Source organism: Ruegeria sp. N11, from assembly GCF_056531525.1.
Genome location: NZ_JBQFLX010000025.1, coordinates 35,861 through 59,569, shown reverse-complemented (window position 1 = coordinate 59,569; position 23,709 = coordinate 35,861). Strand labels below are relative to the sequence as shown.

Annotated in this window: 24 protein-coding genes; 9 read left to right on the top strand and 15 right to left on the bottom strand. The window is 58.9% G+C overall.

Translation table 11 applies throughout. From position 1 onward, the window contains the following. Positions 1–93: 93 nt before the first annotated feature. The gene (locus ACR0J8_RS21175) at positions 94–1,107 is read right to left on the bottom strand and encodes a hypothetical protein (RefSeq protein WP_480892144.1); all 1,014 of its coding nucleotides are present in this window, start codon (positions 1,105–1,107) and stop codon (positions 94–96) included. A 151-nt stretch (positions 1,108–1,258) separates the two neighbouring features. Here ACR0J8_RS21175 and ACR0J8_RS21170 point away from each other — a divergent pair, with 151 nt between their 5' ends. From ACR0J8_RS21170 to ACR0J8_RS21160, 3 genes are all read left to right on the top strand, one after another. Then, a complete protein-coding gene (locus ACR0J8_RS21170) occupies positions 1,259–2,194 on the top strand; it encodes a DMT family transporter (protein ID WP_480526957.1) in 936 nt (311 codons plus the stop codon). Next, a complete protein-coding gene (locus ACR0J8_RS21165) occupies positions 2,191–2,841 on the top strand; it encodes a sulfotransferase family 2 domain-containing protein (RefSeq protein WP_480892141.1) in 651 nt (216 codons plus the stop codon). Before ACR0J8_RS21170 ends, ACR0J8_RS21165 begins: the two co-directional genes overlap by 4 nt. A 231-nt stretch (positions 2,842–3,072) precedes the next feature. Beyond that, the gene (locus ACR0J8_RS21160) at positions 3,073–3,798 is read left to right on the top strand and encodes a Hint domain-containing protein (RefSeq protein WP_170808235.1); all 726 of its coding nucleotides are present in this window, start codon (positions 3,073–3,075) and stop codon (positions 3,796–3,798) included. A 52-nt stretch (positions 3,799–3,850) separates the two neighbouring features. Here the strand turns inward: ACR0J8_RS21160 and ACR0J8_RS21155 are convergent, their stop codons facing one another. From ACR0J8_RS21155 to ACR0J8_RS21120, 8 genes are all read right to left on the bottom strand, one after another. Next, positions 3,851–6,049 carry a 3-hydroxyacyl-CoA dehydrogenase NAD-binding domain-containing protein gene (locus tag ACR0J8_RS21155; RefSeq protein WP_480526953.1) on the bottom strand — a complete coding sequence of 733 codons (2,199 nt, stop codon included), beginning with the start codon at positions 6,047–6,049 and terminating at the stop codon, positions 3,851–3,853. Then, positions 6,046–6,531, bottom strand: a complete 486-nt coding sequence (locus ACR0J8_RS21150) for a cupin domain-containing protein (protein ID WP_480526951.1) — start codon at positions 6,529–6,531, stop codon at positions 6,046–6,048. The genes ACR0J8_RS21155 and ACR0J8_RS21150 overlap by 4 nt, the downstream gene beginning before the upstream one ends. Further along, entirely contained in the window at positions 6,531–7,742 is a 1,212-nt protein-coding gene (locus ACR0J8_RS21145) for an acetyl-CoA C-acetyltransferase (protein ID WP_480526949.1), read from the bottom strand. The genes ACR0J8_RS21150 and ACR0J8_RS21145 overlap by 1 nt, the downstream gene beginning before the upstream one ends. An 11-nt stretch (positions 7,743–7,753) precedes the next feature. Next, the gene (locus ACR0J8_RS21140; RefSeq protein WP_480526947.1) at positions 7,754–8,392 is read right to left on the bottom strand and encodes a glutathione S-transferase family protein; all 639 of its coding nucleotides are present in this window, start codon (positions 8,390–8,392) and stop codon (positions 7,754–7,756) included. Between the two features lie 276 nt (positions 8,393–8,668). Next, the gene (locus tag ACR0J8_RS21135) at positions 8,669–8,881 is read right to left on the bottom strand and encodes a hypothetical protein (RefSeq protein WP_170609554.1); all 213 of its coding nucleotides are present in this window, start codon (positions 8,879–8,881) and stop codon (positions 8,669–8,671) included. 55 nt (positions 8,882–8,936) lie between these two features. Continuing rightward, positions 8,937–10,718, bottom strand: coding sequence for an acyl-CoA dehydrogenase C-terminal domain-containing protein (locus tag ACR0J8_RS21130; RefSeq protein ID WP_480526946.1), 1,782 nt, complete (start codon positions 10,716–10,718; stop codon positions 8,937–8,939). Between the two features lie 40 nt (positions 10,719–10,758). Further along, positions 10,759–11,160, bottom strand: a complete 402-nt coding sequence (locus ACR0J8_RS21125; protein WP_480526944.1) for a MerR family transcriptional regulator — start codon at positions 11,158–11,160, stop codon at positions 10,759–10,761. A 277-nt stretch (positions 11,161–11,437) separates the two neighbouring features. Then, positions 11,438–11,806, bottom strand: a complete 369-nt coding sequence (locus ACR0J8_RS21120) for a MerR family transcriptional regulator (RefSeq protein ID WP_170619491.1) — start codon at positions 11,804–11,806, stop codon at positions 11,438–11,440. Between the two features lie 112 nt (positions 11,807–11,918). On the opposite strand from ACR0J8_RS21120, the gene ACR0J8_RS21115 reads away from it, so the two are divergent. The 3 genes from ACR0J8_RS21115 to ACR0J8_RS21105 are packed head-to-tail and all read left to right on the top strand — an operon-like array spanning position 11,919 to position 14,180. Beyond that, positions 11,919–12,338, top strand: coding sequence for a PaaI family thioesterase (locus tag ACR0J8_RS21115; protein ID WP_170808242.1), 420 nt, complete (start codon positions 11,919–11,921; stop codon positions 12,336–12,338). Next, a complete protein-coding gene (locus tag ACR0J8_RS21110; protein ID WP_480526942.1) occupies positions 12,339–12,857 on the top strand; it encodes a PaaI family thioesterase in 519 nt (172 codons plus the stop codon). Positions 12,858–12,863: 6 nt separating this feature from the next. Then, positions 12,864–14,180 (top strand): MATE family efflux transporter, encoded by a 1,317-nt coding sequence (locus ACR0J8_RS21105; RefSeq protein ID WP_170808244.1) that lies wholly within the window; start codon positions 12,864–12,866, stop codon positions 14,178–14,180. Here ACR0J8_RS21105 and arsC read toward each other — a convergent pair. The 4 genes from arsC to ACR0J8_RS21085 are packed head-to-tail and all read right to left on the bottom strand — an operon-like array spanning position 14,177 to position 16,336. After that, on the bottom strand, positions 14,177–14,518 hold the full coding sequence (gene arsC, locus ACR0J8_RS21100) for an arsenate reductase (glutaredoxin) (protein ID WP_480526940.1): 342 nt from the start codon (positions 14,516–14,518) through the stop codon (positions 14,177–14,179). The genes ACR0J8_RS21105 and arsC overlap by 4 nt on opposite strands. After that, entirely contained in the window at positions 14,515–15,573 is a 1,059-nt protein-coding gene (locus ACR0J8_RS21095; protein ID WP_480892132.1) for a quinone-dependent dihydroorotate dehydrogenase, read from the bottom strand. The genes arsC and ACR0J8_RS21095 overlap by 4 nt, the downstream gene beginning before the upstream one ends. Further along, entirely contained in the window at positions 15,570–16,001 is a 432-nt protein-coding gene (locus ACR0J8_RS21090) for a DUF1330 domain-containing protein (protein ID WP_480526938.1), read from the bottom strand. Before ACR0J8_RS21090 ends, ACR0J8_RS21095 begins: the two co-directional genes overlap by 4 nt. Beyond that, positions 15,998–16,336 (bottom strand): DUF952 domain-containing protein, encoded by a 339-nt coding sequence (locus ACR0J8_RS21085; protein WP_480892128.1) that lies wholly within the window; start codon positions 16,334–16,336, stop codon positions 15,998–16,000. Before ACR0J8_RS21085 ends, ACR0J8_RS21090 begins: the two co-directional genes overlap by 4 nt. 109 nt (positions 16,337–16,445) lie before the next feature. Between ACR0J8_RS21085 and ACR0J8_RS21080 the strand changes: the two genes are divergently transcribed. Next, the gene (locus ACR0J8_RS21080) at positions 16,446–18,023 is read left to right on the top strand and encodes a bifunctional metallophosphatase/5'-nucleotidase (RefSeq protein WP_480526936.1); all 1,578 of its coding nucleotides are present in this window, start codon (positions 16,446–16,448) and stop codon (positions 18,021–18,023) included. A 66-nt stretch (positions 18,024–18,089) separates the two neighbouring features. Here the strand turns inward: ACR0J8_RS21080 and ACR0J8_RS21075 are convergent, their stop codons facing one another. Continuing rightward, complete coding sequence (locus ACR0J8_RS21075) at positions 18,090–19,742, bottom strand: tetratricopeptide repeat-containing sulfotransferase family protein (RefSeq protein ID WP_480892124.1); 1,653 nt, start codon at positions 19,740–19,742, stop codon at positions 18,090–18,092. Between the two features lie 53 nt (positions 19,743–19,795). On the opposite strand from ACR0J8_RS21075, the gene ACR0J8_RS21070 reads away from it, so the two are divergent. Next, a complete protein-coding gene (locus ACR0J8_RS21070) occupies positions 19,796–20,461 on the top strand; it encodes an SOS response-associated peptidase (RefSeq protein WP_480526933.1) in 666 nt (221 codons plus the stop codon). Between the two features lie 41 nt (positions 20,462–20,502). Beyond that, positions 20,503–21,555: a tRNA 2-selenouridine(34) synthase MnmH gene (gene mnmH, locus ACR0J8_RS21065; protein WP_480526931.1), complete on the top strand. Its 1,053-nt coding sequence runs from the start codon at positions 20,503–20,505 to the stop codon at positions 21,553–21,555. Here mnmH and selD read toward each other — a convergent pair. Beyond that, positions 21,552–23,705, bottom strand: coding sequence for a selenide, water dikinase SelD (selD, locus tag ACR0J8_RS21060; protein WP_480526929.1), 2,154 nt, complete (start codon positions 23,703–23,705; stop codon positions 21,552–21,554). The genes mnmH and selD overlap by 4 nt on opposite strands. Positions 23,706–23,709: the final 4 nt, after the last annotated feature.

Here is a 23,709-nt window from a genome sequence, read left to right as displayed (position 1 = left end):
TCGGGTGTAAGGTGAGGCACAAAATCCCTGCCCCGCCTACGGCGTTCTCGGGGTAATCGTGTGGGAGAGTGTTCAGGTAAATCCCGAAAGGCTTTATTCACCACAGATATTTTGCAGCCGGACCCAGTCGCGGTCCGGCAGGATCTGCTCCTGGGATCGGCCCGCCATCGGGTCGGCCTCGATCAGGCCCAGAACCGTTTCGCCAGTGATATCACGCGCGTAGGCGTAAGGTGTCGAGGGCAGGGCCGCCTGAGCAAAAACGGCCAGCAATTCCTGATCGGGCAGGGATGGGCGCGGTTCCGAAAGGACCTGCTCGGTATAACTGTCGATGATTTGCGGTGTCAGTTCACCGGTCGTCAGCAACCGGAATGCGGTTGTCGGGCCGGTGCGGTCCAGCAGATCGTCAAGCGGGTCATGTGCCTCGGCCCGGGCACGTTCGGCGATGACATATCCTGCCGCCACGGCCGGGTCTTCATGATCCTCGACCAAAGTTCGGCTCAGCAGCACCGTGCCGCCCGGCAGGCTAAGGCTGTTCTGCACCCCGGCAGGCAGGATCACGATCTGCCGCACTCCGGTCCTTTTTGCCAGCATATCCAGCGCGGCCTTGGCATCTTCCGACGCACAGGCGCGCCCGGAGACCCTTTCGATGCGTTGCAGGATGGTATCGCCGATGTCCTGCCGCTTGATCTTGGGAACGACTGAAACAACGTGGCTTTGCAAGGCAACCGGCAACCAGAGCAACAGCAGGGCCGCCACGGCGGCGACTACCCCGCCGACACTCAACCAGCGCAGTCGGCCAGGGTGCGGACGTGACCGGTCGATTGCACGTTGCAGCCTGTCGATCGCTTCGATCATCGTGGTTTCGGATTCGGCCAGTTCCAGCGTTTCATCCGGGTCGCCGTCAGGGTTGAAAATGGCCGGGTAGCCGCCCGGATTTTGCCGCTCCAGCGCGGCCAGGGACCAGTGGGTCAGCGCACGGTCATTGAAATCCGATATCGTCAGCGTGGCCTCGCCAATCGAGACGACCACCTCGCGCCGCTGCATATCGGGCGAGGGCCGCCACAGACCGGTGGCTTCGATCCGCTGGTACTGTTTTAAGGCCGTCATCGGGGCGAGGTCTGCTCAAAATTATTTTGATCCAGCTTAGCATGATAAATTTACGCGGCGCAAACCTGTTGAACCGTATTTGGCACTTGCGCCCGGTACCCGGATACGGGGAAATACGCGGGTCCGGCAGCGAAGGCGAAAATTGAACAGAATGCAGGCAGGCAACCCATCTTCACCCGTTTTGGCCTCTGGCCTCATGATCGGCGCAATGGCCATCATCGGGGTGATCGACAATGTCGTGGTTCTGGTGGCCGAGACCATCGGCCTGTGGCAATTCCACCTGAGCCGCGCATTATTGATGCTGCCGCTGGTGCTTCTGTTGTCACTGCTTGGGTTGGGCGGATTGCGCCCGATCCGCCCGGGCATTGTTCTTTTGCGAAGCGTCCTGATGACGCTGGCCATGCTGTTTTACTTCTCGTCGCTTGCTTTGATGCCGGTTGCACAAGCGTTGGCGGGGTTGTTTACGTCCCCGATTTTCGTGTTGCTGATTTCGGCCTTTGGTCTGCGGCAGAAAATCGGGCCCTGGCGCATTCTGGCTGCGCTGCTCGGGTTTCTGGGGTTGCTTCTGGTTCTGCAACTCAATCCGGCGGATTTCGATGCCAGAACCCTGTTGCCGGTCGCAGGCGGGTTTTTCTATGCGCTTGGGGCGATCCTGACACGGTCCCACTGCGCGCAGGAAAGTACGGTCGTCATGCTGGGGGGGATGGTAATTACACTTGGTATTGCTGGCGCGCTGGGGCTGACGGGGTTTTCGATCTTTCCGGTCGGTGCGGAACCGGGCCCGGAAGGGTTTGTGACCCGGGGCGTGGTCTGGCAGATACAACCCTCGCTTCTTTGGGTGGTGGTCCAGGCCGTTGGGTCAACCATTGCTGTTTTCATGCTGATCAAGGCGTATCAGGTTGGTGAGCCATCCTATGTCGCAATTTTCGAATACTCGGTGATGATCTTCGGTCCTGCGTTTGCGTGGGCGGCCTTTGGCCAATCAATCGATGGCATCCAGATCGTCGGCATCGGGCTGATCGTGCTGGCCGGAGCCCTGCTGGGCTGGCGTTCGATGCGTGCGTCGGCGGAACAGGCCGTGGCGTGATCGTTTCCCGGCGCAGGTCGTATGTGTTTGTCCACATCCCCAAAACGGGCGGCACGTCGCTTGCATCGGCGCTGGAACAGAGGGCAACGAAGGATGACATCCTGATCGGAGACACGCCCAAGGCGCGGAACCGTCATCGACGGCAAAAGGACTTACGGGCCAAGGGCCGGTTGTGGAAACACTCCACCCTGGCGGATATCGACGGGCTTGTCCCGCCCGAGGCGTTAGAGCGCATGTTCACTTTCACGCTGGTCCGCAACCCCTGGGATCGGCTTGTCAGTTACTACCACTGGCTGCGGGACCAGAAATTTGACCACCCCGCAGTGTCGCTGGTAAAGGTGTCATCATTTGAAGAATTCTTGCTGAACCCGGCCACGCTTAGGTCAATTCAGGCGCATCCCGCGCGGCGCTACATGACGCGGGCAGATGGGCACGAGCAGTGCCGAGCCTTTATTCGGCTTGAGAAGTTCGAGGAGGATGCTGAACCGTTGTTCGCGCATCTCGGTTTCAGGCTGACCCTTCCGCATCTCAACGGGTCCGAAAGAGAGGTGGATTATCGGCAGTACTATTCCACGCGAACCCTAAATGCGGTGGCGGATGCCTGCGCGGAAGATATCGGAAGATTCGACTACCGGTTCCACTCCTGATCCCATCACCGTTTCCGAATTTCCGGTAAGCCGATGAAAAACGGTCGCATTGTTTTTTGGTTGTGGGTCAATGGGGTCGAAACAACCTCAATTTGGGCTAAAATATGTCAAAACTAAGACAGCGCGCCTGATCACATGATACCCCGGTTTCAATGTTTATCTGTGCCAAGGGGGGCTGGGCACGTGTTTGAAGTAGTGAGTGTTACTGATTTATCAGATCATGCGCGGAAGATGGACAACGTCCTGTCGCGCAATGCAACGTTGTCGCGCCGGGGCGGGTTTGTCCACGGCACCAAGATTGCGACGACCCGAGGCTGGAAGCCGGTGGAGCGCGTCGCGGCAGGTGATCTTGTCCGAACATTGGACCATGGTTTCAAGGAAGTACGCCGAATTGCGACTGACAGGGTGAGCATCGCAACTGGCGAAATGCGCGCAGAATATCTGCCCGTCTACTTGCCGTCGCGTGCGGCGTATAATGGGCGTCCTGTCTGGCTGATGCCAGAACAGGGGGTCGCGCTGGACATAAGCCGGATTGAACCGGGCACCGAAGGCGTGTCTGTGATCCCGGCCCGGATGCTCAGCGGGATGTGCCGGATGACCTCGCAGGCACCGTCGACAACCTTCGATGTCAGCACGTTGTTTTTCGATTGTGACGAGGTGGTGTTTCTTGAAGGCGGGTTGCAGGCCTTTTGCCCGGCAAGTCGCTTTGGATCGCGCGGGTCCTCGGATCAGTCTTCATACCAGATCGCCGAGGCGCAGGACGCCGACCACCTTGTCGATCTGATCGCATACAAGGGCGAACTATCAGCCCTTGCAAACCCGTTGGGTGCGCTGCCCGCGCCCATCCCGCAAGAACCGATTTTTCCCGTCAGGCCACAGTTGGGAGTGCGCCGCCCGGGAAGACCCGGCAGGCCGAATGTGCCAGCCCTGTTTTTGCGGCCTGAATGGCAGACCTAACCAAACACTAAGAAAACGATGCAGGCGCGTATTACGCGCCTGCATCACTTGTTCAGGCGGCCTTTGCCTCGGGCGCGAAGCGGCCATAGAACGTCTGGCCCTTATCGGCCATCTCGCGCAGCAGCGGCGGGCACGCGAACCGTTCGCCGTATTGCGCTGCCAGCTGGTCGCAGCGTTCGGCGGCGTAAGGTGCGCCAATGATGTCCAGCCAGCTTAGTGGGCCACCGGACCACGGGGCAAAACCCCACGCCAGAATGGCACCCACGTCACCTTCGCGGATATCCTCGAGAACGCCTTCTTCCAGCGCGCGGACCGCTTCCAGAACCTGTGCGAACATCAGGCGTTCCTGCACCTCGATCAGGTCGGGCTGATCTTCGACCAGCGGGTATTTGTCTTGCAGACCTTTCCAATACCCGACGCGCTTGCCCTTTTCGTCATAGTCGAAGAAGCCTGCATTTGCCTTGCGGCCCAGACGTCCCTGTTCTTCCATCCAGAAGATCAGATCGTCCGAGGGGCTTTCGGGATAGGCATCGCCCATCGCCGCCTTGGTTGCGCGGGCAATCTTGGCGCCCAGATCAATCGAGGTCTCATCGGTCAGCTGTACCGGCCCGACCGGGAAACCCAGTTGACGTGCGGCGTTGTCAACCAATGCAGGGCTGACGCCCTCGGTAATCATGCGCGCACCTTCGTTGATGTACGGGATGATGCATCGGTTGCAGTAGAAGAACCGCGCATCGTTGACGACGATCGGTGTCTTCCGGATCTGACGCACGTAATCCAGCGCCTTGGCCACCGCACGATCCCCGGTTTCCTTGCCTTTGATGATCTCGACAAGGAACATCTTCTCGACCGGCGAGAAGAAATGGATGCCGATGAATTGATCCGGCCTCATGCTGGCCTTGGCCAGATCGGTGATCGGCAGGGTCGAGGTGTTGGAGGCAAAGATGCAATCTTCGGGAATGATCGCTTCGACCTTTTTGGTCATGTCGGCCTTGACTGCGGGGTCTTCGAATACCGCTTCAATAATCAGGTCGCAGCCTTTCAGATGCTCCAGATCGGGCGTTGCGGTGATGCGGGCCAGCATGGCTTCTTTCTTTTCAGCCGTGACCTTGCCGCGCTTGATACCCTTGTCCAGGTACGCTTCGGTATAGGCCTTACCCTTGTTGGCGGCCTCCTGATCGCGGTCGATGAGAACGACTTCCATCCCGGCCTGAGCGGACACCAGCGCGATGCCCGCGCCCATCATGCCCGCGCCCAGAACACCGATCTTCTTAACCGACTGGTCCGGCACACCCTGAGGTCGCACTGCGCCTTTCTCCAGCGCTTCCTTGTTCAGGAACAGGCTGCGGATCATCGCTGACGAGGACGGGTTCATCAGGATCGAAGTGAACCAACGCGCCTCAATCCTCAGGGCTGTGTCGAAATCGACCAGAGCACCCTCGTAAACCGCGCTCAGCAGGGCCTGAGCGGCCGGGAACGCGCCTTGTGTCTTGCCGTTGACCATCGCCGACGCGCCAACGTAGTTCATGAAGCCAGCCGGATGGTACGGCGCACCACCGGGCATCTTGTACCCCTTTGCATCCCAAGGCTTGACCAGATCCGCATCGCTGGCGTTCAGCACCCATTCCTTCGCGGCGGCCAGCGGGTTTTCGACGACCTCATCGACCATTCCCGCACCCTTGGCCTTGTTCGGCTCCAGTGTTTTGCCTTCCAGCAATAGCGGAGCCGCACCAACGGCACCCAGCTTGCGGACCATGCGGGTGGTTCCGCCCATGCCCGGGAAGATGCCGATCATGATTTCGGGCAGGCCGATCTTGGCCTTCGGGTTGTCGGCGCAGAAAATGCGATGACAGGCCAGTGGCACCTCAAGCCCGATCCCCAGCGCGGTGCCGGGCAGGGCGGCGGCAATCGGTTTGCCGCCCTTTTTGGTCTTCGGGTCCATTCCCGCCAGTTCGATCTTACGTAGAATGCGATGTCCGTTCATGGTGAAATCGAACATGGCCTGCGCCGGTTCATCGCCCGACTTCTCGCGGATCGATCCCAGTACGTTCAGGTCCATACCGGCGGCAAAACTGTCCTTGGCTGAGGTGATAACCGCACCCTTGATGTTGTCATCTGACAGAACCTGATCGATCATCTCTTCGATCAGGGCCAGCGCCTCGACGCGCAGGATGTTCATGCTTTTCTCGGGTACGTCCCAGGTGATGATGGCAACGCCGTCGGCGTCCACTTTCATGGTGAAATCAGTCATGTCTCGTCTCCGATCTGGTCAGCCGTCAGCGGGCTGCCGTCTTTGCGGGTGAAGCGAAAGCCGTGGGCATCGAACTTCACCATCATGTCTATGTCGCTATAATATCCGGTCTCGGTCGGGGTCCGTGTGCCCACCACCAGAAAGGTCGCGGGCGCATCGGTTTTGTTTACAAGGTGATGGCCATTGGCCTCACCTGCGGGCCAGGCGGCGCAATCGCCGGGCTGCATCTCATGCTCACCATCGTCATCTATCAGCACACAGGTGCCAGTGAGCATGATCGCAAACTCGTCCTGCTCCATATGATAATGGCGCAGCGAGGACATGCCTTGCGGTTCAAGCCGCACGATGTTGACCCCGTATTGGGATAGCCCGCCGGCATCTCCGACCGGTTGAACAAAGCGGCCATCGCCAGCTTTGGCCAGCTTGCCGGGGTAACCCGAACCGCCCCGGAAAGGGATTCGAGAGAGATCCAGCTTGGGCATCAGACACGCTCGATAATCGTTGCCGCACCCATGCCGGACGCGATGCAAAGCGTGGCCAATCCGGTTTCCTTGTCCTGACGCTCCAGCTCATCCAGAAGCGTGCCGATGATCATCGCACCGGTCGCACCCAGCGGGTGACCCATCGCGATCGAGCCGCCGTTGACGTTGACCAACGCCGGGTCGACGTCAAACGCCTGCTGGAAGCGCAGCACGACCGAGGCGAAAGCCTCGTTCACCTCGAACAGGTCCAGATCGCTGATCTTCATGCCGTTGTCGGCCAGGATTTTTTCGGTGACCGGAACCGGGCCGGTCAGCATGATGGTCGGGTCGGTGCCGATCTTCGCGGTTGCCTTGATGCGCGCACGTGGTTTCAGGCCGTATTTCTCGCCGAATTCCTTGTTGCCGATCAGAACCGCGGCCGCACCGTCCACGATGCCCGAGCTGTTTCCTGCATGATGAATGTGATTGATTTTTTCCAGATGCGGGTATTTCAGCATGGCCACCTTGTCGAAGCCGGGCATCTGCTCACCCATCATCGCAAATGAGGGGTTCAGCGCGCCAAGGCTCTGCATGTCCGTACCGGGGCGCATGTATTCGTCGCGGTCAAGAATGGTCAGCCCGTTCTGGTCCTTGACGGTGATAACCGACTTTTCGAACCGGTTGTCTGCCCATGCTTCTGCTGCGCGCTTTTGCGATTCAACCGCCAGCGAATCTGCATCATCCCGGCTGAAGCCATATTCCGTCGCGATAATATCGGCCGAAATGCCCTGCGGGACGAAATATGTGCTCATCGCAAGAGACGGATCAACGGCGATGGCGGCACCATCGCTGCCCATGGGCACGCGGCCCATCATCTCGACGCCGCCAGCGATGTACGCGTCGCCAGCACCGCCTTTCACCTGGTTAGCCGCCAGGTTCACCGCTTCCATCCCAGAGGCGCAGAAACGGTTGATCGCGAGACCGGGGATCGACTGGTCAAGATCGGACGCCAGCACGGCCGAACGTGCCAAACAACCGCCCTGTTCCATCACCTGCGTGACATTGCCCCAGATCACGTCCTCTACGGCGTGGCCTTCGAGGTTGTTACGCTCTTTCATCGCGTTCAGGGTCAGGGCGGACAGGCGCACCGAGGTTACCTCGTGCAGGCTGCCATCCTTGCGGCCTTTGCCGCGCGGGGTGCGCAGGGCGTCATAGATATAGGCTTCGGTCATGGGTCTTCTCCTCAAGCTCGATCCGACAGGTTGCCGGGCATCAGGTCATAGGGGTGTTTCCAACCGGGCTGTTCACTGAGACGTGTCAGCCAGGCGTCGATATTTGGCCAGTCGGCGCGGTCGAAACCGAATGGTTCCGGATAATACAGGTAGCCGCAGCAACTGAGATCTGCATTTGTCACGCCGTCGCCGACGATCCAGTCACGACCGGCCAGATGCTGGTTCAGAATCTCGTATGCCGCCTTAAGCCGACCTTGATTGAACGCGATCACATCCGGGTTGCGGTGCTTTTCCGGCAGGAAATTGATCAGAAAACGAGTGAGGCCAGCCATTGAACTGAGTTTGTGATTATCCCACAACACCCAACGGAAAATCTCGTAGTTCTCTTCCCGGTTCCTGCCGCCGAACTTCCCTGATTTCTCAGTCACATACGCCTGAATGGCGCCGGACTGACTGGTGCGGAAATCGCCATCGATCAGAAAGGGCGCTTCGCCCATTTCGTTGGCCTCCGCGCGAAATTCTGGCGTGCGGGTCTCGCCATTGAAGAAATCGACAAAGACCGGCTCCCACTCCAGCCCCGACATCTCCAAGGCCAGCGCCGCTTTGTAGGAGTTCCCGCTTTCTCCGAAACAATGCAGTTTGATAGTCATGCGATTACCCCTCCCAAGGCGCATGTGGTCAGGTTGGAATTGAGTATTTTGGAAAAGATGAAGAGCCGACGTTTACCTTTGATCAACCTTGGTCTGTTTCAATCAACGAGCGGTACAGGCTGTAGAGCCGATGACCGCAAAAGGTGAAGTCGTCCCTGTCCTGATGGCGAGTGCGCCCGGTGGCAGGGGCGCATCAGGCCTTCATCTTTTCAAAAATACTCCCGCCGGAGGCGTCCGGCCTCGATGCGATAGCAGGCGAAGAATTGGTGTATTGCCTCACCGCTTTCGCGCTTCCAGTTCGGAATTGAATATGCGTAGCCGGTGAGTCAGGTTCTCCTCGTCAATAACACTGTTGAAATTCTCGAACAGAAAAGACAGCGCTTCACCCTCGTCCAGCCCCGCTTCGCGGGCGAAACCCTTGAGACGGCGATACCCGTCTTCGGTCATTGCAACCGGAAAGCGGCGGGTTAAGCGAAAACGTTTCGGCATGTCTTGTCCTCCGGGTATCTGGTTCCGGGCGAAAGCACCCGAAACCAGACTGAGTTCAGAAATTTGCCGCGTCCAGCGCCATTACAGTATCCGCGCCGGTTTGTATCCGGGCCAGATGCATGGATGTGGCAGACAGACGGCGCGCCATATAGAAGCGACCGGTGTTGATCTTTGTCTGGTAGAACTCTTTGTCCGAGGCACCACCGTCCAGAGCTTCCTGTGCGACCTTTGCCATTTTCGCCCACATCAGACCCAGGCAGACATGACCGAACATGTGCATGAAGTCATATGACCCGGACAAGGCGTTGTTGGGGTTCTTCATGCCTTCTTGCATGAAGTACATGCCAGCGGCCTGCAAATCCTTGGATGCGGCTTTCAGCGGTTCGATGAAGGCTTTGTCATAGGCTTCATCCTTGCCGCCGCTCTCTTTGCAGAAGGTTTTGACCATCTCGAAGAAGGCCATGACATGCTTGCCGCCATCCTGTGCCAGCTTTCGGCCTACAAGGTCGAGCGCTTGAACGCCATTCGCGCCTTCGTAGATCATCGCGATCCGGGCATCGCGTGTGTATTGCGACATGCCCCATTCTTCGATGTAGCCGTGGCCGCCATAGACCTGCTGGGCCTGAACGGTCATGTCATAGCCTTCGTCCGTCAGGAAGCCTTTGATGACCGGGGTCAGCAGCGAAATCAGCCCGTCCGCATCCTTGTCACGCGAACGGTGCGCCTTGTCGATCATGGTCGCGCCCCACAGGATGAACGCACGTGCACCCTCGGTGAAGCTTTTCTGATCCATCAGGTTGCGGCGGATGTCCGGGTGCACGATCAGCGGATCGGCGGGGCCGTCCGGGTTCTTCACACCTGTTACGTCGCGGCCCTGCAGGCGGTCTTTGGCATATTCGACAGCGTTCTGATACGCAGCTTCGGCCTGAGACAGGCCTTGCATGCCCACACCCAGACGCGCTTCGTTCATCATGGTGAACATGGCGCGCATGCCTTTGTGTTCCTCTCCCAGCAGCCAGCCGGTCGCCTCGTCATAGTTCATGACGCAGGTTGAGTTGCCGTGGATGCCCATCTTCTCTTCGATCTTGCCGACCGAAACGCCGTTGCGCTCGCCCAGGCTGCCGTCTTCGTTGACGATGAACTTGGGCACGATGAAAAGCGACACGCCCTTGATCCCTTCGGGGCCGCCGGGGATTTTTGCCAGCACCAGGTGGATGATGTTGTCGGCCATGTCGTGATCGCCGGCCGAGATAAAGATCTTCTGGCCGGAAATCTTGTAAGAGCCGTCGCCCTGCGGTGCCGCCTTGGTGCGCATCAGACCCAGATCGGTGCCGCAATGCGGTTCCGTCAGGTTCATGGTGCCAGTCCATTCACAGCTGACCATGTTGGGCAGGTACATGTTCTTCTGCTCGTCGGTTCCGTGCGCCAAGATCGCAGACGCCGCGCCGTGCGTCAGGCCCTGATACATGGTGAATGCCTGGTTGGAGCCCGAGAACATCTCGCCCACGGCAGTTCCGAGAACATAGGGCATATTCTGACCGCCATATTCTTCCGGCATGTCGAGGCCCGTCCAGCCGCCTTCCTTCATCTGCTCGAAGGCATCTTTGAACCCGGATGGCGTATAGACGATACCGTTTTCCAGCCGACATCCTTCGGTATCGCCAACCACGTTCAGCGGGTGCAGAACATTTGTGGCGATCTTGCCCGCTTCCTCCAGCACGGCGCCGGTGAACTCGGCCTCCAGATCGGAATATCCCGGAATGTCCGAGGTCGAGACTTTCAGTACATCATGCAAAATGAACTGTGCGTCTTTGATTGGCGCGTTGTAGACGGGCATGTGAAGCTCCCTTAATTCAGATGTCCGGGGGCGGGCGAGATTATTCGGCCGCCTTCTTTTCCTGTTTCATCGAGACGATGACCTTTTCGCCCCAGCGCAACTGCTCTTCCAGATCGTCGATGGCCTGTGTCAGTTCTTCGCGGCGTGCTTCCATGTCTGCCAGGCGTTCGCACGCGATCTCATAGGTGCGGGACATCTGTGTCAGTTGCTGGTCACCGACGTGATACAGGTCCAGAAGCTGCCGGATTTCTTCCAGGCTGAAGCCAAAGCGCTTGCCACGCAGGATCAGTTTCAGACGGGCACGATCGCGTTTGGTGAACAGACGTTTCTGGCCTTCACGGATAGGAAACAAAAGTTCCTTGGCCTCGTAGAACCGCAAGGTACGTGGTGTGACATCATAGGTCTCGCACATTTCGCGGATTGTCATCAGGTCTTCGGTCATGGTTCAAACTCTCATCACTGGCGTCGTGAAAAAGATTTGCGCAGTTGATGGGCTTCTTACAACATGCAGATGACGTTTACGTAATGCGAACGCTACGTCACAAAAAAGTTGACGTAACATCCGTTCGCGTAAATCCGTGTTTCGGTAATCTTCTTTCCCTCAGGTAAGGGGAAATCTCGCGATTCCGCGCTGCGTATATCGACGTTCTCCACAAGAAAAATCCCGCAGCGGGACCACGGGAGCTTCAGTTTCGACCGAAATGACGCTTGAAAGGTTGTCAGCCTAGAGAATTGGCCGTCTGGTCGCGCAGTTGCTTGAGGGCGTCCATGGCTTCGTCCAGTTGCTGCCTTTGCTGGCGCAACTCCTCCATTTGCCGGTCAGCCATTTCCACAAATGTCGCCATCTGGGCCTGGTTGCCCTGATGTTCATAGATCAGCAGCCACTGCCGGATCTCTTCCAGCGGGAACCCGAATTTGCGTCCGCGCATGATCAGCGTCATGCGTGCTCGCTCACGGGGGCCGTAATACCTGGAGCGGCCCTCGCGGTCAGGTTGCAGCAATTCGATATATTCGTAGTAGCGCAGGGTACGGGGCGTTACGTCGAACTCGGCGCACATTTCTTTGAATGACAAACGGGTGTCGGACATTCCTCATCTCCTTGCCTGCAACCTATGGAGTCGTAGCGGCAAGCGCAACAGTCGGGCTTGCCCTTTCGCTGAACTGGCGATCATAAAGGGCGCGGAAGAAGGAAAAGACCGAATGGTAGAAAAATTGGGTTTCGCGCGCCAGTTCATCGAGGCGATTCCACATGCCAGGGCATTGGGCATGGAGCTGACGTATATCGGTGCCGGAGAAGCCGAGATCACCATGCCGTACAACGCGGACCTTGTCGGGGATCCGCGCACCGGTGTCATTCATGGTGGGGCGGTGTTCGCTTTGCTGGACACTTGCAGCGGTGCGGCTGTCATGAGCCATCCGTCCGCGCCGGGTGCCACGGCGACAATTGACCTGCGCATAGACTACATGCGGGCGGCTACGCCGGGGCAGAACATTACAACGCGCGCCAAATGCTATCACATCACGCGCAATGTGGCCTTCGTGCGTGCGACCGCAACGGATGACGATCAGGAACATCCTGTCGCAACCGCATCGGGGTCTTTCACCGTGGAGGGCAGGTAAATGGCGCGCAATCGACCGGAGCCGATGCAGGTGGTCAAGAACCGCCGGGACGCCGCACTGAACGCCATGGTCGATGGGGTGCCGTATATCCGGTTTCTCAACATCACCTTCGACCGGCGTGGGGATGAACTGACGGGTGTTCTGAATTTTGACGAAAAACTGATTGGCAATCCGCTGCTGCCCGCGCTGCACGGTGGGGTCACTGCCGCGTTTTTGGAGGTGACCGGCGTGATCACCCTGTGCTGGGAGACCGTGTTTCACCGCATCGAAAGCGGAGAGATGAGTGCCGAAGACATTCGGGATGCCAGTTTGCTCCGATACCCGAAAACCATCGATTTCACGGTCGACTACCTGCGTTCGGGCTTGCCGCGCGATGCCTACGCCCGCGCTTACATCAGCCGTTCCGGGCGGCGTTATGCTTCGGTCCGGGTTGAGGCGTGGCAGGACAACCATGCGCGCCTGTTCGCGCAGGCTTCGGGGCATTTCCTGATGCCGCAATCGGATTCGGACGAAGGATAGCCTTGGATGCGGGATGCCTCGGCACCCATCACGCACAGACGGGTGCTGAAGATCGCAGCACCTATCGTTCTGTCCAATGCCACTGTCCCGATACTGGGGGCGGTTGATACTGGTGTTGTCGGGCAGATGGGGCTGGCCGCCCCGATCGGCGCTGTCGGTATGGGCGCGGTCATCCTGTCGGCCATCTACTGGATATTCGGCTTTTTGCGGATGGGCACCACGGGATTGGCTGCACAGGCGCGCGGGGCTGGCGACACGGCTGAAACCGGCGCGCTGCTGATGCGCGGTTTGCTGTTGGGCGGCGCGGCGGGGCTGTTTTTCATTCTGACGCAGGTCTGGGTGCTGTGGGGGGCATTTGCCCTGTCCCCCGCAAGCCCCGAAGTCGAAGCGCTGACCCGGCAATACCTGGAAATCCGGATCTGGGGTGCCCCGGCCACAATTGCGCTTTATGCCGTTACAGGCTGGCTGATCGCGATCGAGCGGACGCGGGGCGTATTTGTGCTTCAGGTCTGGATGAATGGCCTGAATATCCTGCTGGATCTGTGGTTCGTGCTTGGGCTGGGATGGGGCGTCGAGGGCGTCGCACTGGCGACACTGATCGCCGAATGGACCGGGTTGGCCCTGGGGCTATGGCTCTGCCGGCAGGCATTTGCCGGCAATCAGTGGAGAGACTGGCCGCGCATTTTCGACGGCGCACGGCTGCGGCGGATGATGCAGGTGAACGGTGACATCATGGTGCGGTCCGTCCTATTGACCGGATCGTTCACCACTTTTCTTTTTGTCGGGTCGGATCTTGGCGACGTCAATCTGGCCGCCAATCAGGTTCTGCTGCAGTTCCTCGAAATCACGGCCTTTGCGCTGGACGGCTTCGCCTTTTCGGCCGAGGCGCTGGTCGGCGGGGCGGTCGGGGCAAAGGACCGCTTTCAGGTGCGGCGCGCGTCCGTGATGGCGTCACAATGGGGCGTAGGCGGCGCTTTCGCGCTGGGTCTGGTTTTCTATCTGGCAGGACCCGCGCTGATCGATGTGATGTCGACCTCGCCCGAGGTGCGTGAGGCCGCGCGCGAATTTCTGATCTGGGCTGCGATTGCCCCGGTGATTGGCGTGGCCAGCTGGATGTTCGACGGTATCTACATCGGCGCGACCTGGACCCGGGACATGCGCCAGGCGATGATTCACTCGGTCGGGATCTACGTCCTGTCCCTGTTCATTCTGGTGCCTGCATTTGGCAATCACGGGCTGTGGGCCGCGTTGATGGTTCTGAACATCGCGCGTGGCGTCACGCTGGGATGGCGCTATCCGAAGCTAGAGGCGCAAGTCGCTTAAAGCAGGGTCAGCAGGTTTTCGGGCGGACGCCCGATTGAGGCCTTGTTATCGCGAATGGCAATGGGGCGTTCGATCAGGATCGGGTTTTCGGCCATGGCACGGATCAAGGTATCGTCCGGCGTCGCATTGTTCAGCCCCAGTTCCCTGAAGCGCTTTTCACCTGTGCGCATCATGTCGATTGCAGCAATGCCCAGTTTCGCCTGCGCGGCCCGCAATTCGTCTTCTGACGGTGCGTCCTTCAGATACTTCCGGACACGGGGTTCTGCGCCGTTTTCTTCAAGCAGTGCAAGCCCCGAACGCGATTTCGAACACCGCGGGTTGTGCCAGTATTCCATCACAGCCAATCCTCTCGTTTGCTGCCAACCGCCTGTGCGACATTTTCAAACCCGTCCTGGGCCAGAAGTTCGTCCAGACCCCGGGCGATTTCCGATGCCAGCGACATGCCGCCGTAAACCATGGCCGTATAGAACTGGACGGCCGAGGCTCCGGCGCAAATCTTGGCATAGGCCTGTTCCGCGCTGCTGATGCCGCCCACGCCAATCAAGGGAATGCGTCCTTCGGTCAGTTGGCTGAGCTGCGCAAGAACGCGGGTCGATTTTTCGAACAATGGCGCGCCAGACAGGCCGCCAGCCTCATCCTTGTGTGCGCTTCTCAGTCCGTCGCGGGACAAGGTGGTATTCGTGGCTATGACCGCGTCAATTCCGGTTTCCAGCGCGATATCGGCGATATCTTGTATCTCTGAAGCCGTCAGGTCCGGAGCAATTTTCAGGAATACGGGAATCGGTGTCGGCAGCGCGTCTCGCGTTTTGACAACACCCTCCAGCAAAGCGCCAAGCGCGGCCTTACCCTGCAAGTCTCGCAGTTTCTCGGTGTTGGGGGACGACACGTTGACCGTGGCAAAGTCCAGATGGGCGGCGCAATGGGCCAGTACTTTGGCAAAATCACCGGGGCGGTCGTCGCTGTCCTTGTTGGCGCCAAGGTTCAATCCGGTGACCGCATCGCGGGGACGGCTCAGGAGACGGCGAGCCATGACGTCCATTCCTTCGTTGTTGAAGCCGAAACGGTTGATGGCCGCCTTGTCTTCGGTCAGGCGAAACAGGCGCGGTTTCGGGTTGCCCGGTTGTGGACGCGGTGTCACCGCACCGACTTCAATAAACCCGAACCCGGCCCGCGATAAAGGGCCCAGAACCTCGCCATTCTTGTCGAATCCAGCGGCCAGGCCGACCGGATTGGCCAGCGTCAGACCGGCGATCTGCGTACGCAGGCGTGGTGACGTGACAGGGCCGGCAGCCGGGACCAATCCGGCTTTCAAAGCCCGGATCGACATCCCATGGGCAGTTTCGGGGTCCAGCCTGTGTAAGGCTGACAGCCCAAGCTTTTCGATCAGTTTCATCCGAAGGTCCCTCCGACCTGTGCTGGCGAACAACGGATCAGCCGCGAGGTCGAAACAGCCGCCTGACGATGCACCACGGCGGTGCGATAAACGGGGTCGGTTACCATCTCAAGGAAGGCGTGCGCGCTGGGATATCGGGCGATGAACACAGCATCCCAGATTTCGTCGGCGGGGCCTATCAAAGTGGTTTCAAATCCACCGCGCCACAAAATGGACGCGCCGATGCGGGAGACAATGGGCGCGGTTTCCGACCCGTAGTTCTGGTAGGCCTCAGCGCCGGACAGGCCGACATCTGCCAGCGCGTGTCCGGAAGGATATTCAGCCTGCGCGCGAAACCTGACCAGGTTGAGCATCTCGATCGGCTGATTGCGATCCAGTGCCTTGAACAACTCGAACTGCTCACGATCAGGATCGATGAAGCCGGTCATACCATCTCCTTGGGGAACTGGTGTAGCGCCCCGTCAAAGGGCAGGGCGCGGGTCCAGATCACATCGGTCATCCGGATCCGCCGGTAAAGGTGGGGAAACAAGGCACCCCCGCGCGAAACTTCCCATCTCAGATCATCGCCCATGGCGTCGGCGTCGCAGGCCAAGAGGACAAGGCAATCAACTCCGGCAAAATGCTTGGCGGCGGTTTCGGCGGCCTGTTGGGCCGTCGAGAAATGGACAAATCCGTCGGTAACGTCAATCGGCGCGCCGTCTGACGCGCCCTGATCCTGCAGCGTGGTCCATTCATCGGACCTGAAAATCTTGTAAATCAGCATGAGGTGGTGATGCCTTGCACGGCGTGGGGAATCAAGGCGGATTTCCCCCTTTGACTCTTTGTTTCAGTCGGCGCACGATCCCTGCAATCAACGACAGGGAGTTTCATTAATGTTGATCCGTTTTCTGGCATCTACTGCCATTGTGGGCCTGACCGCAGGTGTTGCGGCTGCCGACTACAAACTGACCATTCTGCACACCAATGACTTCCATTCCCGGTTTGAGCCGATCAACAAATATGACAGCGGCTGCGACGCCGAAGACAATGCCGAAGGCAAGTGTTTCGGCGGTTCTGCGCGCCTTGTGACCGCAGTGGAAGAAGCCCGCGGCCGCGCTGAGAATTCGATTCTGGTGGATGGCGGAGATCAGTTTCAGGGTTCGTTGTTTTATACCTACTACAAGGGCAAAGTCGCGGCCGAGTTCATGAACCGGCTGGGTTATGACGCGATGACCGTGGGCAACCACGAATTTGACGACGGCCCCGAAGTGCTGCGCGGTTTCGTCGACTCCGTCGATTTTCCGGTTCTGATGTCCAACGCGAACATTGCTGACGAAGAACTGCTGACCGACAAGATCGCGAAGTCGACGGTTATCGAGGTTGGCGGTGAAAAGATCGGCCTGATCGGCCTGACGCCTCAGGATACGGACGAACTGGCCTCACCCGGGCCAAACGTTACATTTTCCGACCCGGTTCCGGCCGTACAGGCTGAAGTGGAAAAGCTGACCAGCGAAGGCGTCAACAAGATCGTTGTTCTAAGCCACTCGGGCTATGGTGTGGACCAGCGCGTGGCGCAGGAAACCACCGGCGTTGACGTGATCGTAGGGGGGCATTCCAACACGTACCTGTCGAACGTGTCCGACAGGGCCGTCGGGCCTTACCCGACCGTCGTGAATGACGTTCAGATCGTTCAGGCCTACGCCTATGGTAAATTCCTGGGCGAGTTGAATGTGACATTCGACGACGACGGAAATGTGATCGAGGCCGTTGGTGAGCCGCTGATCATGGACAACACCGTGACCGAGGATCAGTCCGCGCTGGACCGGATCGCCGAGTTGGCGGTTCCCCTGGATGAAATCCGCAACAAGGTTGTGGCCAATGCTGCCGATGCGATTGAAGGCGACCGCGCGATCTGCCGCGTGCAGGAATGCCAGATGGGCAATCTGGTTGCCGATGCAATGCTGGCCCGTGTGGCGGATCAGGGCGTTCAGATCGCCATCGCCAATTCCGGTGGCTTGCGGGCCTCGATCGATCCGGGCGAGGTGACCATGGGCGAGGTTCTGACGGTGTTGCCGTTCCAGAACACATTGTCGACCTTCCAGATCAGCGGTCAGGGGGTCATCGACGCCCTGGAAAACGGCGTGAGCCAGGTTGAAGAAGTCAAAGGCCGCTTCCCGCAGGTGGCCGGTCTGGCCTTCACATGGGATCCGTCGGTTGCCCCGAACGAGGGACGCGTAACTGAGGTGATGGTGGCCGATGGCGATGGCTTCGTGCCGATTGACCCGGCGGCGACATATCTGGTCGTGACCAACAACTATGTCCGCAACGGTGGTGATGGCTATTCCATGTTCGAGGGCGACGACAAGAAAGCGTATGACTTCGGACCGGATCTGGCGGATGTCACCGCTGAATATCTGGCCGCAAATGCGCCGTACCAGCCTTATCTGGACGGACGCATCAAGCAGAAGTAAGCATCCCGGCACCAACGACAAAGGCCGCATCCCCGATGCGGCCTTTTCTGTTCGGTGTGATTTGTGTCAGCTGAGATCGTATTCCGGCCAAAGCTCGGGATCGAAGCCGTTCAGCATCGGTTGGATGTGGTCTGCGACCTGACGCCAGCCGCCGATTGATTTGGTCGAAATCTTCTTTCGAACCTGATCAATGCTGGCGGTGCGCACCTGCTTTTTGTTCTTTTCCGGGTGCATCATCGTCTCGTGCCATTCGAGGCCAAGGAAGTCCGCAACCTGCCGGCTATAGGTTTCGGGGTCAGCGACGAGTTTTTCATACGGCACGGTCAGAATCCGGTCGCCGAAAATGGTTTCCCAATGGGCGATGTATTTGCGGTACATGTTCGCGGAATGCCCGATTGCTTCCAGATTGGACGCATATCTCATACCCGGTGCCGGGAAGCGCCTGATCCATTTCGACAAACCGACATCGCGCGGATCGCGCATCATATTGATAACTTTCGCATTCGGGAATGCGGAAAGTAAGAATCCTACCTGCTGGTAGTTATGAGGCAACTTGTCGACAAACGCGATTGATGTCTCCGGGACCGGTGGCATCAGGCGGCGGAAATCTCGGGCAAACTCCTCCGCGTCTTTCGCGTCATAGGCTTTGCCTTCATGGATAAAGTCGTAGGACAAGTCCGGCCCTACAGTCAGTTCCCCACACCCTGCGACATCCGGAATCGAACTCAGCATCATTTCCATGAGCGTCGTCCCGGAGCGCGGTTGGCCGATGACAAAAATCGGGGTCGGCCCATCGACCACCTCGGAGGAGATCGGAGTGTCCATTTCGGGGAACAACTGCACGATGCGCCGAAGTTTCTGCCTTTCGTCGCCGAATTTGTACGGATTCAACTCGTGTTGCAGTTCGTTGGCCCGCGCGAACCCGGGCATTGCAGCAGTCAGCCCATGCAGAACGGATGTGATTTGCGCCTTGGCGAACTCAAGCTGCGAGACAGGATGATCGCTGTTGTCGATGGCAGCAGCTACAAGCGGTTCCAGGTCGCGCGCGCGGTCCTCGTCGGCCATGTTGGACAACTGCAATAGTGACGCCACATGAGCGGGATCATTGGTGATGATCCGGTCGAGAATCTCGGCGGCATCCTTTTTCTTGCCCTCCTGATGAAGAATCGATGCTTTTTGGAATGCGACTGCGTTGTCGTCTGGCGCCAGTTCATAGGCGCGATAGGCGTCCTGCCTGCAGTTGTCGCTGAACCCAATTCTGTCGTAAGCGCGGGCTCGGGTCGTCAACAGCGTGACATCGTCCGGAGTTTTTTTGAGTTTTTCGGTCGCATGTTCAACAATCTCGCGCCAGTTGGATCCTTTTAGTTGGATCTCATCCACAACGCGAACAAGCTCTGCGTTATTGGGAAACTGCTCCAGCATTTTCTCGGCATAAGCCAGCGCGCGCGGGATCTGGCCCGTCTGCATCAGAGCGTTTGCAAGGTTTTCAGCAAACTGAGGGTCATCGGGTTTGCGACGCGCGGCTTCGACGAAATGGGGAATGGACTTCTTGTACTGTTTCAATTCGGTGAAAACAAAACCCGCAATGGCTTGAAAGTCCGTATCCTTTGGAAACTTCTTGATCCCCAACTGCGCTTTTTTAAGTGCCTGCGGCAACTTACCTGCCTCGAGATCACCAAGCGCTTTGCCCTTAAGGGATTTAGCTGTTTGATTTGCCATGTGACCTCGTGTGAACTTGAGCCTGGAGAAAAAATGTCAGTGGTTCATTACCTATGTGCGGACGGTTTGCAATAACTCTTCCCAACGACGCAATGGCGCAGCTGTTTTCTGCGCGCCCGGCGAACAGCCTTCCGGGCGTTCCCAATTTCAATGTGTGCCCGACCAATCAGGTGCATGTCGTGCGGACCGGTGAAGGAGGCCGCCAGCTTGATCCGATGCGTTGGGGGTTTCTGCCGCATTGGTACAAGGCGCAAAATGATGGCCCGTTGCTGATCAATGCGCGCGCTGAAACCCTGGCCCAGAAAGCCGCGTTTCGCGCGGCCTGCCGCGAGCGGCGTTGCCTGATTTTGGCGACAGGGTTCTATGAATGGACCAAATCCGACCAAGGACAGCGGTTGCCTTGGTATATCTCGCGCCGCAACAACGAACCGATTGCCTTCGGCGGTGTCTGGCAGGACTGGGGTCCTGACGGTGAACGCCAAAGCACCTGCGCCATCGTCACCACTGCGGCCAACGAAAATCTGGGCAAGATCCATCATCGGATGCCATTGATCCTAGAATCCGACGACTGGGCGCTTTGGCTGGGTGAGGCGGGTAAAGGGGCGGCCCGGCTGATGCGTCCCGGTGCGGAAGATGTGTTGAACTACCATCGGGTTGATCCTGCGGTGAACTCGAACCGGGCCAGCGGCGCAGAACTGATCGAACCAGTCGAGGAGTGAGCTGGCTTTTCTTTCAGCCAAGCCCAAGATAGACCGCAGATATGGTTCTGAAATTCACCACCCTGCCTGACCTCTACACACACGACTTCGATACCGTGATCGATGTGCGAAGCCCTGCAGAATACGCCGAGGATCATTTGCCGGGTGCCATCAATCTGCCGGTTCTGGACAATGAAGAACGGGCGAAAGTCGGCACGATCTACGTTCAGGAAAGTCCGTTCCTGGCCCGCAAGCTGGGCGCGGCTCTGGTGTTTCGCAATGCCGCCGCGCATATCGAAAACAGCCTCAGCCATTACGAGGGAGGATGGCGGCCTCTGGTCTACTGCTGGCGCGGAGGGCAGCGGTCAGGGTCGTTTACTTGGATGCTGCAGCAAATCGGGTGGCGTGCCGACGTGGTTGAAGGTGGCTACCGCACCTACCGCCGGCTGGTGAACCGCTATCTGTACGATGACGTCCTGCCGAACCGCCTTGTAGCGCTGGACGGATATACCGGAACGGCAAAAACCGAATTGCTGGCGCATCTTGCAAAGCGAGGCGTGCAGGTTCTGGACCTTGAGGCGCTGGCCAATCATCGCGGCTCGTTGCTGGGTGAAATGCCCGGAGGACAACCCAACCAGAAAGGGTTTGAATCCGCATTGTCCGCAGCGCTTTGCCGGATGGACGCCAGTCGGCCTGTGGTCGTCGAGGCCGAGTCGTCCAAAATTGGAAGTCTGATCCTGCCGCCAAGCCTTTGGAACGGGCTGCGTGCGGCTCCACGTATCCGAATTGATGCCCCGCTTGCAGCGCGGGCAGATTATCTGGTCGCTGCCTATGATGACATTCTTTCAGATCACGAGCGGATGCGTGACCGGCTGTCACCGCTGCGCTTTCATCGCGGCCATGACGTCGTCGATAACTGGCTGTCCCTAATGGAGGCCGGAGATAAACGTGGTTTGACGCGGGCGCTGATGGATCAGCACTATGATCCGGCCTACGCCAAGTCGCAGAAAGGTAGGGGTGCTCAGGTCATTGCGGAGCTTCAGGCCGACCGGCTGGATACCGACAGTCTTGCCGATGTTGCCGCCCGGATCGAACAGGTTCTGGCCCGGCTTTAAAGACGCAAGACCGGAGCCTTGGACAACCGACCGACAATAGCTGCCGGATATCCCGCATCACGAAGTACCGCGCACAGGTCCTGAGCCTGGTCCGGGGCGACCGCAGCCAGCAATCCTCCGGCGGTTTGGGGGTCGAATAACAAGCCTGCTTTACCTTCCGCAGGCAGTTCCGGAGCTATTGCCCTGTTGTCAGCGAAAATGCTCGACCGGATGCCGTTCGAATACAACTCTTCAGCGCCGACCATTACAGGCACGGCCTCAAGATCCAGTGCTGCACCGCAACCCGAAGCCTCGCACATTCCCTTCAGGTGGCCGGCCAGACCAAAACCCGTGACATCCGTCATCGCATGCGCGTGCCTGAGGATTTCGGCGGCTGTGCCCTGTGGGTGGGTCATGTGGCGAAATGCGGCCGCGACCCACGCGCCATCGGCCTGACCAGCCATTTCAGCGGCCATCAAAACACCGCTGCCAATGGGTTTGGTCAGGATCAACGCATCCCCCGGCAGACCACCGGCCAGAGTAATAGGTTCCTGGGCGCAAAGACCGGTGATGGTGAAGCCGATGGTCATCTCATCGCCCATAGAGCTGTGGCCGCCAACAATCTCGGCACCAGCCTGCCGCAGAACGTCGCTGGCGGTTGTCATGATTTCCGTCATCGTGCGGTGCTGCAACGTAGCGGACATGCGGGGCAGGATCACAGTTGCAGTCGCCGCCTGCGGCGCCGCACCCATCGCCCAGATATCACCAAGCGCGTGCACGGCCGCGATGCGTGTCATCAACACGGGGTCTGCGGTGAAGCTGCGCAAGTGATCCGACGTGATGACCTGACGCGCCCCACCCGTTGTCAGCAGGGCCGCATCATCGCCGGGCAGGGGGGTGACATCCGTGCGTTCGGGCGCAGGCAACGTCTGCAAGGCTTGCTGCAAGGCGCCACGCCCAACCTTGGCACCACAACCGCCGCACATCTGTTTGTCACCCAATGCTTCGCGCAAACCGTCCGCATGATGCCCGGGCAGTTTCGGTATTGCCATCTGCGGCAAGTCACGAAATCTGTTCATGAATTTCTGGTCGATGTGGTTTTTCCATTTCCACATCAACGGACCGCTGAATGACGTTCCCAACTTTTCCGCAAGGGCGGACTTCTTGCCCAGCGAAATCAGTTTCAGATAATCTTTCTGCGGTACGTACCGCCGCATCCGTCCTGCTCCCAATGCCGCGCGCAGATTGTCAAACAAAACCGGCGCTTCACGGACCGCATAGACACCGGCCTTGGGGCGCGGGTTGTCGGACAGGTGCGCGCAATCACCGGCGGCAAAGATCAAGGTGTCGCTGGACTGCAGATGCGCGTTGACCCTGATGTAGCCATCCTGCACCTCCAACCCTGTTTCAGCGATCCAGTCATAGGGTCGCGCACCAGCGGCTCCGGTCACGAACGCGGCTGGGATGTGGCGGCCATCTTCCAGTTCAACATAATCTTTGCCGATCTGGCGAATGGAAGCGTTTTCGAAGATCGCGATCCTCAGGCTTTCCATCGCCTGTCGGATGGTTTCCCCGGCCTTGGGGCCTGTGGCCGTCAAAGCCTTGGCGTTGTCGATCAGCGCGACCCGGGCGTCACGGCCCTGTTCCCGCAACGCGTGTGCCATCGCCATGACCAGTTCGACCCCGGCAACACCGCCGCCAATGACAGCGACTGACGCGGACCCGGGCGTCTTCAGGTAGTCGGCCCATCGTGCCGCAAATAGGCCCAGAGGCTTCGCCGGCACCGCGTATTCTGCAAATCCGGGCAAAGCGGGCATGTCAGAAGTTATGCCCACATTGACCGAAGCAACATCAAACGAAACAGGCAGGCGTCCTGATACGTGAACAACCCGGCTTGCTGGATCCAGGCCGTTTACCGCGCCCAGAATGATGCGCGCCCCTGCAAATCGCGCCAGCTTTATAAGATCGATGTCCAGCTCGTCCCGCCTGTAATGCCCGGCCACATAACCCGGCAACATGCCGGAATAAGGCGCGGTCGGGCCGGGATTGATGATGGTCAGTCGCGCGCCGGGCAAGGGGTTCATTCCCCACTTGCGCAGCACAAGCGCGTGCGTGTGGCCCCCGCCGATCAGAACCAGATCGCGGGTCAGCGGCAACGAAGGTGTATGCATCAGG